Genomic DNA, 14,019 nt, shown 5'->3' on the forward strand with positions numbered 1-14,019 from the left:
TAAAAATATATACTATTATCTAAATATTTATCTTTTTTAGATAATATTTAAAAAATTTAAAAAGGATAAATAATGACAAAAATACTTAGTTTGATTTTTGCTGCTTTTGTATTTGTAGCTTGCAGTAGTGACAACTCAAGCAAACAAAACACTCTTAGAATAGGCACGGAAGGCACTTACAATCCATTCACTTACCATGATAATAGTGGAAAACTAGTCGGATACGATGTTGAAGTGATAAGTGAAGCAGCCAAAAGAGCCGGCTTTGTTCCTGAGTTTTATGAAACCAACTGGGACGCTATATTTTCTGGTTTAAATGCAAATCGTTTTGACATGATAGCAAACCAAATCAGCAACAATAACCCAAAAAGAGCAGAGCTTTACACTCTTAGTGATCCATACACAGTGACAAGTGCTGCTGTCGCCATAAGAGCTGATAATAATACTATAAAATCTCTAAGCGATCTAAATGGCACAAAAATAGCCCAAGCAACAGGAAGCGCATACTACGAAACTGCAGTTTCAAATGGTGCTAATATCGTCTTAGTAGATGGTCTTGCTCAAGCACTAAAAGCAGTAAGCCAAGGAAGAGCTCATGGCACTATGAATGATAATCTTGCTATACTAAACTATATAACAACAACTGGCGATAAAAACGTAAAAGTTGCATTTACTACAGGCGAAGGCACTAGGAGTGTATTTTTGTTTAGAAAAGAGCTAACTGATACTAGAGATAAGATAAATATAGCTCTTAACGAGATGAAAAAAGACGGCACTTTAAAGAAAATTTCAGAGAAATATTTCGGGAAAGATATAAGTGAATAACTACCTTGAATCCTTTTTGCCGATGATAAAAGGAGCGGTGCAATTCACCATTCCTTTAAGTCTTATATCTTTTATAGCCGGCATTAGCATCGCTATTGTCGTTGCTATCATAAGAATAGACGAAAGCAAAAATGGATTCATCAAATTTACAAAACTAATATGTGCTTTTTATATCTCCATTATAAGAGGCACACCACTTTTGGTTCAACTTTTTATCATATTTTACGGACTTCCAAACATAGGCATAACGCTAAATCCATTTATAAGTTCCATAATTGCTTTTAGTCTAAATATCGGGGCGTATGCTAGCGAAACCTTGCGTGCTAGTATATTGGCTGTGCCAAAAGGACAGTGGGAAGCTGGCTGGAGCATAGGCATGAATAACTTCGATACATTTACTAAAATCATAGCCCCGCAAGCATTTAAAATAGCCCTGCCGACACTTTCAAACACATTTATAGCACTCATTAAAGATAGCTCGCTAGCTTCAGTTGTTTTAGTCACTGAGCTATTTAGAGAGGCTCAAACATTGGCCGCTCAAAACTATGAGTTTTTAAGAGTTTATTCCCAAGCAGCGCTCGTTTACTGGGTTATATGTATATTTTTAGGGTACTTGCAAACAAAACTAGAAGCCAAATTTAGCAAATATTTATAAGGTAAAATATGCTTAATGTAAAAAATTTAAATAAAACCGTAAATGATAATATAATTTTAAATGATATAAACTTTCACGTAAATAAAGGCGATGTTTTGGCTATAATCGGACCAAGTGGAAGTGGCAAAACCACGCTTTTACGCTCTTTAAATTTACTAGAAACTCCAAATAGTGGCATTATTAGCTTTTGCGATGGCTCTTTGGAACTTGATTTTGCTAAGCACATAAGCAAAAAAGAGACGCTAAGCTTAAGAAGAAAAATGGGAATGGTATTTCAAAATTACAATCTTTTCCCACACAAAACCGCTCTTGAAAATGTCACAGAAGGTCTAATAGTAGTCCAAAAAATGGATAAAAATGAAGCAAAACAAATCGCTCTAAATTTACTACAAAAAGTCGGATTGCAAGATAAAGTAGGCATGTATCCAAGCTCACTAAGTGGCGGTCAGCAACAACGCGTCGCAATAGTAAGAGCAGTCGCTCTAAAGCCAGATATATTGCTACTTGATGAGCCTACAAGCGCGCTTGACAAGGAGCTAGTGGGCGAAGTCCTAAACACTCTAAAACTACTAGCAAAAGAGAAGCAAACTATGATTTTAGTAACTCACGAGCTAAGTTTTGCAAGAGAAGTTGCCAGCAAAATTATGTTTTTGGAGGGCGGAAACATCATCACAATAGAAGATCCAAAAGAGTTTTTCACAAATCAACAAAACCCAAGAATACTAAAATTTCTTGGAAATATCGCTAATCAATGAATCAAAATGATAAAACTGGCCTATTTTTAGGCATATCCACATTTGTAATGTGGGGAATTTTTCCTATATTCTTCAAATTTATAGACGGCGTTAGTGCTACTGAGATTTTGGCTCACCGTATTATCTGGTCAGCTCTTATACTTTTTGCACTGCTAAATTTACAAGGCAAACTGTCTAATGTAAAAAGACTTTTACGCATCAAAAAAGTCGCTCTTACGCTGCTTACAACTGGAGTTTTGATAGCTCTAAACTGGGGAATTTTCATCTATGCAGTTGGCAAAAATCAGATTTTAGAAACAAGTCTTGGATATTTCATAAACCCTCTTATTTCCATACTTTTGGGTGCTATCGTTTTAAAAGAAAGGCTAAATTTAGTTCTTAAAATCTCGCTTTTTATAGTTTTTATAGCAATTGCTTTGCAAGTTTATGCATTAGGGAATTTACCGTTCATTTCGCTCATCTTGCCACTATCTTTTGGGCTTTATGGGCTTATTAGAAAAAAGGTCAGCATACCTACTTTTGAAGGTCTTTTTATAGAAACCTTGCTTATAGCTCCAATTGCTCTGGTTTATTTAGGCTATCTTTTGTATCTTGGAAAAAGCGGTTTTGGCTTTAGTCTAAATGGAATTTTACTTATTTTAAGTGGGCTTGTGACTATCGTTCCGCTGCTTACTTTTAATGCATCAACTAAATATCTTAGACTTTCTACGATAGGATTTTTGCAATACATTAGCCCTACTTTAAGCCTTTTGATTGCAGTTTTTATGTATAATGAGAGCTTAGATATTTATAAATTAACTAGCTTTATCTTGATTTGGATAAGTCTTGGGATAGCTGGAATAAATGGAATTTGGAGAAAACATGGCTGAAAAAGATATCATACTAATGCTAATTGCTGTGATGATTGTGGGAGCAGTTTTAAACGCACAGATAAAAAGAGTTACAAAACGACTTGACATAGAAGAAACAAATCCAAATTTAGGCTATTACAGCGACTTTTGCAATGCTATAGATGAGAAAATTTTGATGCTAAAAGAGCTAGTTCAAGACGCTAAAATACTAGAAACTAGCGATATGGATGGTTGCCTTGAAGCACTCAGCAACTTCTCTAAAGAGCTAGTTTTCATACAAACTATGAATACAAACAACAAAGATAAAGATCTTTGGGAAGAAAAACTTTTTGGATTTTTGAGCAAATTAGATGATTTCATCATGCAAAATATGCAAGATGCAAAGGCAATAAGCGATGAGATGAAAAGCGATTTGAAAAATAAATTTGAAAGCCTAAGCTCATAAAAGTTTTTTAACTTTTATGATTCTTTCATAGGCATCTTGTATTCTATTCTCTTTTATTTTGCCACTTTTTACAGCGTTGTAGATAATATCATTTGCTATTTTTATTGAGTTAGATTTGTTTAAAAAATACTCGCTGATAAGCACTATATCGACTCCAGCATTGATCGATTTTACTATTCTTTCTTCTAAGCTATGCTCTTTTATGGCTCCCATTAAAAGATCATCGCTTATGGCAATTCCGTCAAATCCCAAGCTGCCTTTAAGCAAATTTGTTACTATTTGCTTAGAAAATATAGCTGGATTTGCATCGTCTAAGCTTGGCACAAAAACATGAGCTATCATAACTATCTTGGCTTGTTTTCTTTTTATCAGTTCAAAATACGGTTTTAACTCATCAAAATCATAATTATTTACAACAGTTTTTTCTTTGTGAGTATCTTTGATAGCGTTGCCATGTCCTGGAAAATGCTTAAGCACGCTTAGCACTCCGACTTCATCAAATGCCCTTATAAACTCACTTGCATAGGCACTCACTTCATCTGAATTTACGCTAAAAGCTCTATTTTTTTGACCTATTATAGATGATTTTGGATTATAGACATCAACAACTGGAGCAAAATTTAAATTTATATTCAAGCTTTTTAGCTGAGTTGCCATACTTTTGTATGTTTTATGCGCTTGAGATAAATTTTGTTTTTGACCAACTTCATAAGCTGAAGCAAAATGCAAAAAATCATCAAAATTTTTAAATCTGCTTATATTTCCACCCTCTTCGTCTATGGATATAAATAGCTTATTTGGCAAATTTAGCGTGCTAAATTTAGAAGTCAGCTTCTTCAAATTCGCTTTTGAGCTTATATTTCTAGCAAGCAGCATGATGCCGCCTAATCTGCGATTTTTTGCATCGATAGCGAGTTGATCTACCCACTTATCGTTTGGATCTGATGAGCTAAAACCCACCATTACCATTTGACCAATCATAGCTTTTAGCTCATCGTCTTTGATCTCATTAGCAAAAATTTGAGTTATAAATAAAATAGTTAAAAGGATTTTTTTCATTTTTTCTTCAACAAATCTTTTAGTGATTCTTGGACATTTTTGCCATCAAGCATAGCACAAACCTCTGTGGCAATTGGCGCATAGATCGATTTTTGTTTGGCTAAATTTGTTATAGCATACGCAGTTGGGACGCCCTCAGCGACTTCTGCAAGCTCTTTTAAAATTTGCTCTAGTGGTTGATTCTTGGCTAGCCCAAGACCAACTCTATAGTTTCTCGAAAGCGAGCTTGAAGCCGTCAAAAACAGATCTCCAGCCCCACTTAGCCCCAAAAACGTTTCATTTTTAGCTCCAAAATTTGAGCCAAATCTATTCATCTCGACAAGCCCTCTTGCAATCAGACTCGCCCTTGCATTATTCCCAAGCTCAAGCCCATCACAAATCCCACTAGCTATGGCAATAACGTTTTTATAAGCTCCACAAATCTCACTACCTATGACATCGCTACTCTCGTAAGCCTTGATAAAATTTGGAAAAGCCTCAGTCCAAGTCTTGGCTAAACCGTGATCGCTACTACTTACTACAAGCGCGCATGGAAGTTTCTTTAGAACTTCAGTAGCGAAGCTTGGCCCACTTAAAAAGGCGAGATTTTCACGGCTAGTAAATTCGCAAAATATCTCATCTATAAACTTCCCGCTGCTAGTCTCGATGCCTTTTGAAGCTACCAAAATTTTCTGTCCCATGTCCACGAAATTTTGCCCAAGAAACTCTCTAATACTTTGGGTAGCTATAGAAAAGACGATATATTCGTATTCTAAAGCCTCTTTTATGCTTATAAAATTTGGTATATCTTTTTTGGTTCTTGAGCTTATAGCAACTTCATTTTTTTGACTAAATGCATGGTAAAGCGCTTGACCCCATTTGCCAGCACCGATGACTGCTATTTTCATTTTTATGACTTTTTATAATTTTGTTTTTAGTAATTCATTTACTTTGCTTGGATTAAACGCACCCTTGCCCTCTTTCATCACTTGTCCTACAAAGAAGCCAAATAGCTTGTCTTTTCCACTTTTGTATTCAGCCACTTTATCTCCGTTCGCACTCAAAACGCTATCGATGATAGAAAGTATCGCAGAGTCATCACTAACTTGTTTAAGTCCAAGTTTTTCTATGACACTATCTACGCTCTCATCGTTTTCTATAAGATAATCAAGCACATCTTTTGCGGCTTTTTGGCTGATAGTTGAGTCTTCTATCCTAGATATCAAATTTGAAAGTTTAGCACTATTTACTGGACTTGTTTCTATGGTAACGCCGTTTTTAAGACGACCCAAAAGCTCTACGCAAAGCCAAGTTACAGCTAGTTTTGGTGAGTTTTTTGCCCCTACTAAATCCTCAAAGAATCTTGCCATTTCATAGCTACTGACGATAACTTCTGCGTCGCTTTGCTTGATTCCAAGCTCACTTACATATCTAGCTTTTTTCTCATCTGGAAGCTCTGGAAGCACGCTAGCCTCGGCCATCATCTCATCAGGTATGATGACTGGGAGCAAGTCTGGATCTGGAAAATAGCGATATTCTGCGCTATCTTCTTTACTACGCATTGATTTTGTAACTAGCTTTGTAGTATCAAAAAGCCTTGTTTCTTGATAAACTTCATCATCATATTTGCCATCTTCCCAAGCAATAACTTGGCGTTCTACCTCGTATTCGATGGCTTTTTGGATAAATTTAAATGAGTTTAGATTTTTTATCTCAACCCTTGTGTAAAGCTTGGTATCACCTTTTGGACGAATACTGACATTCACATCGCAGCGAAATGATCCTTCTTGCATATTTGCGTCACTGATATTTAAAAATCTTAGTATAGAATGAAGTTTTTTGAGATATGCCACAGCTTCATCACTACTTCTTAGATCTGGTTCGCTTACTATTTCAAGTAGCGGAGTTCCTGCACGGTTTAGATCAACAAAGCTACTATTTGTGCCGTGGTTGTTTTTACCAGCGTCTTCTTCAAGGTGCGCTCTTGTGACGCCTATTCTTTTGGTCTCATCGCCGACTTTGATAAAAAGCTCTCCACCCTCAACTATTGGAATAGTGAATTGTGAAATTTGATACGCTTTTGGAAGATCTGGGTAAAAATAATTTTTTCTATCAAAAACGCTTTTTTTATTTACTATTGCATTGATCGCTTTTCCAAAGCTAATTGCTTTTTTCACAGCTTCTTTATTTAAAACTGGAAGTGCGCCAGGAAGTGCCAAACAAGTAGGGCAAACGTGTGTATTTGGCTCATCGCCAAAACTAGTGCCGCAACTACAAAAAATCTTGGTTTTTGTGTTGAGCTGACAATGCACTTCTAGGCCTATAATTGTTTCAAACATAAAATTACCTCTTATTACAAATTTCTTGCATTCTAGCACAAATTTATTTAAGATTTAATTAGCAAAATACCTTATAGAAGCAAAGCCTGCCGCACCTGAGTCTTTTATAGATAAAATCTGCTCTTTGTTTACTATCCCACCAAGTGCGATGACTGGGATTTGTGAGATTTTTACTATATCTTTTAATGTTTTTATTCCGACTGGTTCGCCTTTGTTTGGGGTAGAAAAAATGGGGCTAAAAGTGATAAAATCAGCTCCAAATTTATGAGCTATTTCTATCTCTTTTATACTGTGAGTGCTTGCAAATTTGATTAAATTTGATGGAGCAAACTTAATATTTTCAAGATTATTACTGCTAAAATGAATGCCATCAACTTTTAAGCTTAGAGCCAAATCAATATCATTATGCAAAATAAATTTAGCACTAAATTTAGATTTAAACTGAGTAAATTTAGTAGCTCTAAAAGCGTAATCGCTACAAACCTTATCTCTAAAAAGTATAAAATCAGCGCTCTTTAATCGCTCAAATTTAGCAAAAGCTTCACTTAAATTTGAGTAGTATTTAGGATCTGTTATTGCGTAGCTCAACATTGGCTTCAAAAACAAGTATCAAAAGATAAAAAAATAAGACCAAAATAGCGCCTATTAATCCGCCACAAATAAAAGAAATTAAAATCCCAAAATGGTAAAAATTATAAACAAAGAGTATGGCGCCAAGGAGCAAAATGCCCCAAGAGGCGCCAAGTAAGAAGTGAAGTAAATATCTAATAAAAGATATCAATTTTTTAGTGTTCCTCGCTTACGACAACAGCGCCAGCAAGATAAACATAAGTAAGAATCATAAATATAAATGTTTGTAAAAGCGCCATAAAAGTAAGAAGTGCAAACGCAGGAAGCGGAGCAACCCATGGAGCAAGGCTTAATACAACCATTAAGAAAAGATCATCACCTTTGATATTTCCAAAAAGACGGAAAGATAGTGAAACTATACGTGAAAGATGAGAAACTATCTCGATAGGAAACATAAGTGGAGCTAGGATTTTGTTTGGTCCCATAAAGTGCGCGAAATATTTGATAACACCTTGAGTCCTGATACCTTCAAAGTTATAGTATAAAAACACACAAAGTGCAAGACAAAGGGTCAAATTCAAGCTTGAGCTTGGAGCTTCAAATCCAGGAATTATACCTATAACGTTACTTGTAAGGACAATAAGTCCGATTGTAGCAACAAGTGGTAGATATTTTTTAGCAAGTTCATCGCTTCCCATTACGTCGCGTCCCATAGATACGATACCTTCAAGATAAGCTTCTAGCAGGTTTTGAGAGCCTCTAGGAACTAATTGCATAGATTTAGTAGCACATTTTGCGACTACCAAAACGATAATAGCAACCAAAATAAGATGGAAAAGATAAGTGAAACTATGTCCATGCACAATCATTTCAGAAAATAAAAACAGGTCTTTCATCGATTACAGCCTTGTGAAAAATTTGTTGCGATTATATCTAAGTTTAGATTAAATTTAAGTAAATTTGTTTATTTAAATAATAAATCATAAACAAGCTTTAAAATAGTTAAAGCAACGACTATCAAAAACATTGTTTTTATAAATTTAACCTCTTTTTTAATAACCATTTTTGAGCCAAGATATGCTCCAAGCATTTGACCAACGCCCATGATCAGCCCAAGTATCCACAAAATTTGCCCACCAGCAATAAACACTATCAAAGATACGACATTTGAGGCGAAATTTAGGGCTTTTGTGTTTGCTACTGCTTGTTTCATATGAACTCCAAGCAAGGCAATCATAGCAAACATCCAAAACGACCCAGTTCCTGGCCCCAAAAATCCATCATAAAAGCCTATTAAAATACCAAAAATGATATAAAATGCTTTTGAACTCATCTTCTTAGCTCTATCTTCTTCACCTATTTTTGGTCTAAAAATAGTGTATAAAAATATGGCAATCAAACAAAATGGTATGAGATATTTTATCAGTTTTGGATCTATCAAAAGCACCCCAATAGTACCCAAAATAGCGCCAATTGCAGTAAAAATGATGCCAATTATAATGCTTTTATAATCAATCATACCTTTTAAACCAAAATTTGCAGCAGCTGTGAAGCTTCCAAAAGTTGCTTGAAGCTTATTCGTAGCTAGTGCGACATGCTCTGGGATACCTACTGAAATGAGAGCTGGTATCGTTATCAGTCCGCCTCCTCCAGCGATCGCATCGACAAATCCACTAAAAACAGCTATAAAAAATAAAAGCCCATAAACCCAAAGTTCAAATTCCACATCAAATCCTTAAAACTGATAAATTTCCAACACTTTTTGATACCTGATTTCATTGTCACAAAGTATCAAAAGAAGGTCATTTTCTTCAAATTCAAACGAACCACCGGCTTTTATGTATTCATTTCCTCTTTTAGCAAGAAGTATCAAAAAGTCATCAGGCAACTCTAGCTCTGTTAAGTTTTTTCCTATTATTTTTGAGTTTTTTCCTATTGTAAATTGCTTTAAGTGATTATACGATATTGGGATGTGAGATAAGCTGATTGGATCATTTGAGCCAAGCTCTACTACTCCAAAATACCTTGCACCTTTTTTAAGCGTAGTGCCCTGGCTTAGCACAGAGATCAAAACCATAAAAAATATGGTATTGAAAATCAGCTGGGAGTTTTGCACGCCTGGAGCTGAGAGTGGATAGGTCGCAAGTATGATAGGAACAACTCCTCTAAGCCCAACCCAAGATATAAAAAACTTCTCTTTTTTTGAATATCTTGAAAAGATTAATGAGATAAAAACGCTTATTGGTCTAGCTATAAACATCACAACTACAGCCATAATAAAACTATATAAAGCAACTTCTGGTAGTTCGCTTGGGAAAACCAAAAGTCCAAGAGTCAAAAAGATAAATATCTGCATCATCCAGCCAACACCATCAAAGAAACCGACCAAATTTTTCTTATAAATAAACTCTTTTTTGTTTGCAAAAATTCCAGCCATATAAACTGCTATATATCCATTTCCACCTATTTTTTCAGTCACACCAAAAAGCACCGCAACAAGAGCTAAAAGAAGCACTGGATAAAGTCCCCAGTGGCTGAGCTTGATTCTATTTATCAGGCTTGGTATAATGACACCAAATCCATATCCCATAACCCCACCAAGTATAAACTCTAAGGCTAAATTTGAAAAAAGCGTGAAATAATCTGGCAAAACGCCAATGCCTATAAGTCCAAGAATAGTCATAGTAAGGAAAATCGCCATTGGATCATTGCTTCCACTCTCAAACTCAAGCAAAGGAGCTAGGTTGTTTTTGAGTTTTGTGGCATTTGATCTAAGCACAGAAAACACAGCCGCAGCGTCAGTTGAGCTAATAATTGCGCCAAACAAAAACGACTCTAAAACCGGCAATCGCATAACATAATAAGCAAAAAGCCCAGTTATACCAGCTGAAACCACAACGCCAAGAGTAGCTAGCACAAGACCTGGCTTGAAAACTGGCTTTACTTCTTTAAAGCTAGTATTAAATCCACCAGCAAAAAGTATGTATATAAGAGCGATTGTGCCGACATTTGCTGCGATTTGTGAGTTGTCAAACTCTAGCCCCACTATGCCATCGCTCCCTGCAAGCATCCCAACAGCCAAAAACATAAGGAGAGCTGGAACGCCGTATTTATCAGAAATCTTACTAAACATCACACTAAACAAAAACAGTAGCCCAAAGAGTATAAGCGCGTTTTCCATTAAATTTAATCCTGTATATTCTTATCAATTCTACATTGTAAGGCTTCATGTATAAGCACTCTAGCCACAGCTCTTTCTTCTCTTATTAGATGAAAATTATCTCCAAAATTTGAATAAAGTTGTTTTTCTTCAGTTCCTGTAAATCTTATGACGGTATTTACTGGATAGCCAAGATCTTTGATCGCATTTGCTATCATTTCGAGTTTTTGTTCATTACTCACAGTTAAAATAACTGCAGCGCAAGTTTGCACGCAAGCCTTTTCTAATGTCACTTTTTGAGTTGCATTCCCAAAAAATACATTCTCGCCCCTACTTCTTCCAAGCTGCACAGCAGTCAAATCGCTTTCTAAAACAAGATAAGGCATACCTTGAGTTTTTAGCCTATTTACGACTTCTTGACCAAGCCTTCCATAGCCACAAATGATAAAATGACCGTTTATCGAATCTGGTTTTATCTGCTCAAAAAGATCGACTCCAGCATCTTCTTCTAATTTGTCTGCTATTTTGCCTAAATTTTTAAGTATAAATGGAGTTATAACCATTGAGATTATGACAACTGCTGTTAAAATTTGAGATATCTCATTATTTAGCATATTATTTACATTTAAAAGTGAGAAGATAGCTAGAGCAAACTCTCCTACTTGGCAGATGCTAAGTGCGGTTTTTATCGCAACCCTTTTTTTGATAAACAAAAGCAAAAGCGCATAAACCACTGCTACTTTTACGACCATTACATCGACTAAAATAATAAGAACTACGAATAAATTTTTAAATATTATCTCAAAATTTATCTGCATGCCTACTGTGATAAAAAATAGCCCCAAAAGCAGATCTCTAAAAGGTATCAAGTCGGCTTCTATTTGGTGTTTGTACTGGGTTTCAGCGATAAGCATTCCGGCGATAAATGCCCCCAAAGAGTAGCTAAATCCAAAATAATGAGCCAAAAAGCTAGATCCAACGACAGTAAAAAGAATAGTTGTGATGAAAATCTCTTGCGAGTTTGTCTTGACCACAAAATACAAAACCAAGTTAAAAACATACTTTCCTATAAAATACAAAAGTATGATGACTATCACAGCACTTGTCATCGTGGTGACTAGCAGATCTTCTATAGAGCTAGTTTTGGAGCTAAAAATATCTATCATAAGAAGAAGTGGGATAACAGCCAAATCTTGAAATAGCAAGATTCCAAGTGCTTTTCTACCGTAAATTTGAGTTATGTCGCCATTGTCGTTTAGGGTCTTTAGGACGATTGCAGTCGAGCTAAGAGCAAGAGCAAATCCGATGATAATGGCTGTTTTTTGACCTATATCAAAAGCGTATTGAGCTAGAAGTGAAAATATCGTTCCAGTTATCACGACTTGGATTATTCCGTTTAAAAAGACTTCTCTTTTCATACTCATAAGATGCTTGAAACTAAACTCAAGTCCAATAGTAAACATCAAAAATACTATTCCAAACTCAGCAATATGCGTCAAATCCGTATCATAACTCAGCCCAAAAATTTGAGCGATAAAAACGCCAGTCACGATATAACCGATAATGGTTGGTATTTCAAATCTTTTGAAAAATACGTTTAAAACAACAGCAAAAGCTGTAGCTATCAAAAATAGCACCAAAAAATGTTCCATTTGTCCTACTTTTTGTCGTTTAAAAATATAAGGTCAAAACTATCTTTTCTTTTGACTAAAGATCTTTTTGTGTTTTCTTTATTTGCTTGTTCTAAATTTGACTTTAACTCTTCAACAAGTGCTTCATACTCATCAATTTGCTCTTTTAGTCTAAGTATGACATCGACTCCAGCCAAATTTACTCCAAGATCTCTTGTGAGGCGAAGTATCATTTTGATCCTATCAAGGTCTTTTTGACTATACAATCTCATCTTGCCGCCAGTCCTTGAAGGCTCTACAAGTCCCTCTCTTTCGTACTGGCGAAGGGTTTGAGGATGTATGCTTAAAACCTTAGCAACAACACTTATAAGATACACCGGCTCTTCATAATTTTCCATTTTAACTCCTATTTTGATTTCGCAGACAGACAAAGTCTGTCTTTACGACCAAAGAGCTTCGCCCTTTGGAAACCCCTAAAGTCCCTACTGACGCAGGGTAACCCGTAACATTTTATGTTCTTTTAACGCCATAGTGAAACTATGGCTAAAGAACCAAACACTAAAGTCCGTTGCTTCGCAACCATTTAGCTCTTATTTTGATTTCGCAGGTCAGCAGAGCCGACCTTTGCGACAATCTTTAAAAAAGCTTGACCAAACTAAAGTCCCCATAAATGGGGTACCCCAAATTCTATTTTAATTTCGCAGACGAACGCCGTTACAAAGATAGCCTTAAATAGCTATTTCGTAGGCGTGAGAGATAGATGGCTTTGCTCACATCTTTCGTCTGTCTTTGCGACCAAATTTAAAGTTTCTCTTCAAGCATTTTTGCCAAATCTTTATCCAGAGAGCCTACATCTGGCAAAATAATATTTGTCGTAAGATACAAATCGCCAAAAATCCCAGTTTTTCTATTTTGCACGCCATAACCTTTTAGGCGAATTTTTTGTCCGTTTTTTGTATTTGGAGCTATTTTCATACTCACAGTTTTTTTAAATGTCTCAACCTCGATTTTCCCACCAAATAAAGCAGTTTTAAGCGGAATATCTACATTGGCATATAAATCGTCATCTTGTCTTTTATACTTATCATCGCTAGCGATCTCAACGCTAAGTATCGCATCGCCGGTTTTGCCATTTGCGCTTTTTCCTTTGCCGCGTATTCTTAATTTTTCTCCATTATTTATACCAGCTGGGATTTTGATTTTTATACTTTGAGAGTTTAAATTTATATTGTATTCGCCGCCCACAACAGCAGCTTTAAATGGCACTGTGATTTTGCTATTTATGTCAAGATCTTGCTCGAATCCGCCAAACCCATCAAAACCGCTAAAGCCACGACTACTAAATCCTCCACTACTAAAACCACCAAAGCCGCCGCCGCCAAAGATATTTCTCAAAATATCATTTATATCAGCGCCGCCTTGAGCATTTGCGAAGTCATGGAAGCTCTGTCCTCCAAACATACTATCGCCGTAAGTGTCGTATTGGCGTCTTTTTTCATCATCACTTAGCACTTCATAAGCAGCATTTATCTCTTTAAATTTATCCTCAGCGCCAACGTCTTTGTTGATGTCTGGATGATACTTTCTAGCAAGCTTTCTATAGGCTTTTTTTATCTCATCGCTACTTGCGCTTTTTTCAACTCCAAGTGTCTCATACAAGCTATTACTCATAACACTACCTCACTTATTCTTTTTTATATACATTATAGCATAAAACTTTAGTCTAAGTCAATCAAGTTTAATCAAATAT

At 35.8% G+C, this 14,019-nt stretch carries 15 protein-coding genes; 5 read left to right on the top strand and 10 right to left on the bottom strand.

Going from position 1 to position 14,019, the window contains the following annotated elements; genetic code table 11:
• Window positions 1-72 precede the first annotated feature (72 nt).
• From CIG1485E_RS05475 to CIG1485E_RS05495, 5 genes are read left to right on the top strand one after another with little or no spacing between them, the layout of a single operon-like run.
• Complete coding sequence (locus CIG1485E_RS05475) at window positions 73-825, top strand: transporter substrate-binding domain-containing protein (protein ID WP_038454513.1); 753 nt, start codon at window positions 73-75, stop codon at window positions 823-825.
• Window positions 826-847: 22 nt separating this feature from the next.
• Window positions 848-1,480, top strand: coding sequence for an amino acid ABC transporter permease (locus tag CIG1485E_RS05480; RefSeq protein WP_051870994.1), 633 nt, complete (start codon window positions 848-850; stop codon window positions 1,478-1,480).
• 8 nt (window positions 1,481-1,488) lie between these two features.
• Window positions 1,489-2,235 carry an amino acid ABC transporter ATP-binding protein gene (locus tag CIG1485E_RS05485; protein ID WP_038454515.1) on the top strand — a complete coding sequence of 249 codons (747 nt, stop codon included), beginning with the start codon at window positions 1,489-1,491 and terminating at the stop codon, window positions 2,233-2,235.
• A complete protein-coding gene (rarD, locus tag CIG1485E_RS05490; protein WP_038454516.1) occupies window positions 2,232-3,104 on the top strand; it encodes an EamA family transporter RarD in 873 nt (290 codons plus the stop codon). Before CIG1485E_RS05485 ends, rarD begins: the two co-directional genes overlap by 4 nt.
• Window positions 3,097-3,531 (top strand): hypothetical protein, encoded by a 435-nt coding sequence (locus CIG1485E_RS05495; protein WP_038454517.1) that lies wholly within the window; start codon window positions 3,097-3,099, stop codon window positions 3,529-3,531. Before rarD ends, CIG1485E_RS05495 begins: the two co-directional genes overlap by 8 nt.
• Here CIG1485E_RS05495 and CIG1485E_RS05500 read toward each other — a convergent pair.
• From CIG1485E_RS05500 to CIG1485E_RS05545, 10 genes are all read right to left on the bottom strand, one after another.
• Window positions 3,526-4,590, bottom strand: a complete 1,065-nt coding sequence (locus CIG1485E_RS05500; protein WP_038454518.1) for a glycoside hydrolase family 3 N-terminal domain-containing protein — start codon at window positions 4,588-4,590, stop codon at window positions 3,526-3,528. The two genes, CIG1485E_RS05495 and CIG1485E_RS05500, sit on opposite strands and share 6 nt — an antisense overlap.
• Window positions 4,587-5,477 (bottom strand): NAD(P)H-dependent glycerol-3-phosphate dehydrogenase, encoded by an 891-nt coding sequence (locus CIG1485E_RS05505; RefSeq protein ID WP_038454519.1) that lies wholly within the window; start codon window positions 5,475-5,477, stop codon window positions 4,587-4,589. The genes CIG1485E_RS05500 and CIG1485E_RS05505 overlap by 4 nt, the downstream gene beginning before the upstream one ends.
• 12 nt (window positions 5,478-5,489) lie before the next feature.
• Window positions 5,490-6,908, bottom strand: a complete 1,419-nt coding sequence (gene gatB / locus CIG1485E_RS05510; RefSeq protein WP_038454520.1) for an Asp-tRNA(Asn)/Glu-tRNA(Gln) amidotransferase subunit GatB — start codon at window positions 6,906-6,908, stop codon at window positions 5,490-5,492.
• A 54-nt stretch (window positions 6,909-6,962) separates the two neighbouring features.
• Window positions 6,963-7,496 (bottom strand): thiamine phosphate synthase, encoded by a 534-nt coding sequence (locus CIG1485E_RS05515; protein WP_235183841.1) that lies wholly within the window; start codon window positions 7,494-7,496, stop codon window positions 6,963-6,965.
• 197 nt (window positions 7,497-7,693) lie between these two features.
• Window positions 7,694-8,374: a F0F1 ATP synthase subunit A gene (locus CIG1485E_RS05520; RefSeq protein ID WP_038454521.1), complete on the bottom strand. Its 681-nt coding sequence runs from the start codon at window positions 8,372-8,374 to the stop codon at window positions 7,694-7,696.
• Window positions 8,375-8,442: 68 nt separating this feature from the next.
• Window positions 8,443-9,204, bottom strand: coding sequence for a TSUP family transporter (locus tag CIG1485E_RS09420; protein ID WP_038454522.1), 762 nt, complete (start codon window positions 9,202-9,204; stop codon window positions 8,443-8,445).
• Between the two features lie 9 nt (window positions 9,205-9,213).
• Window positions 9,214-10,659, bottom strand: a complete 1,446-nt coding sequence (locus CIG1485E_RS05530) for a potassium/proton antiporter (protein WP_038454523.1) — start codon at window positions 10,657-10,659, stop codon at window positions 9,214-9,216.
• 5 nt (window positions 10,660-10,664) lie between these two features.
• The gene (locus CIG1485E_RS05535) at window positions 10,665-12,290 is read right to left on the bottom strand and encodes a cation:proton antiporter (protein WP_038454524.1); all 1,626 of its coding nucleotides are present in this window, start codon (window positions 12,288-12,290) and stop codon (window positions 10,665-10,667) included.
• Window positions 12,291-12,295: 5 nt separating this feature from the next.
• Window positions 12,296-12,667: a heat shock protein transcriptional repressor HspR gene (locus tag CIG1485E_RS05540; RefSeq protein WP_038454525.1), complete on the bottom strand. Its 372-nt coding sequence runs from the start codon at window positions 12,665-12,667 to the stop codon at window positions 12,296-12,298.
• Window positions 12,668-13,070: 403 nt separating this feature from the next.
• Window positions 13,071-13,940 carry a DnaJ family protein gene (locus tag CIG1485E_RS05545; protein ID WP_038454526.1) on the bottom strand — a complete coding sequence of 290 codons (870 nt, stop codon included), beginning with the start codon at window positions 13,938-13,940 and terminating at the stop codon, window positions 13,071-13,073.
• Window positions 13,941-14,019: the final 79 nt, after the last annotated feature.

Origin of the sequence: Campylobacter iguaniorum (assembly GCF_000736415.1) — a bacterium.
Lineage (GTDB): Bacteria > Campylobacterota > Campylobacteria > Campylobacterales > Campylobacteraceae > Campylobacter > Campylobacter iguaniorum.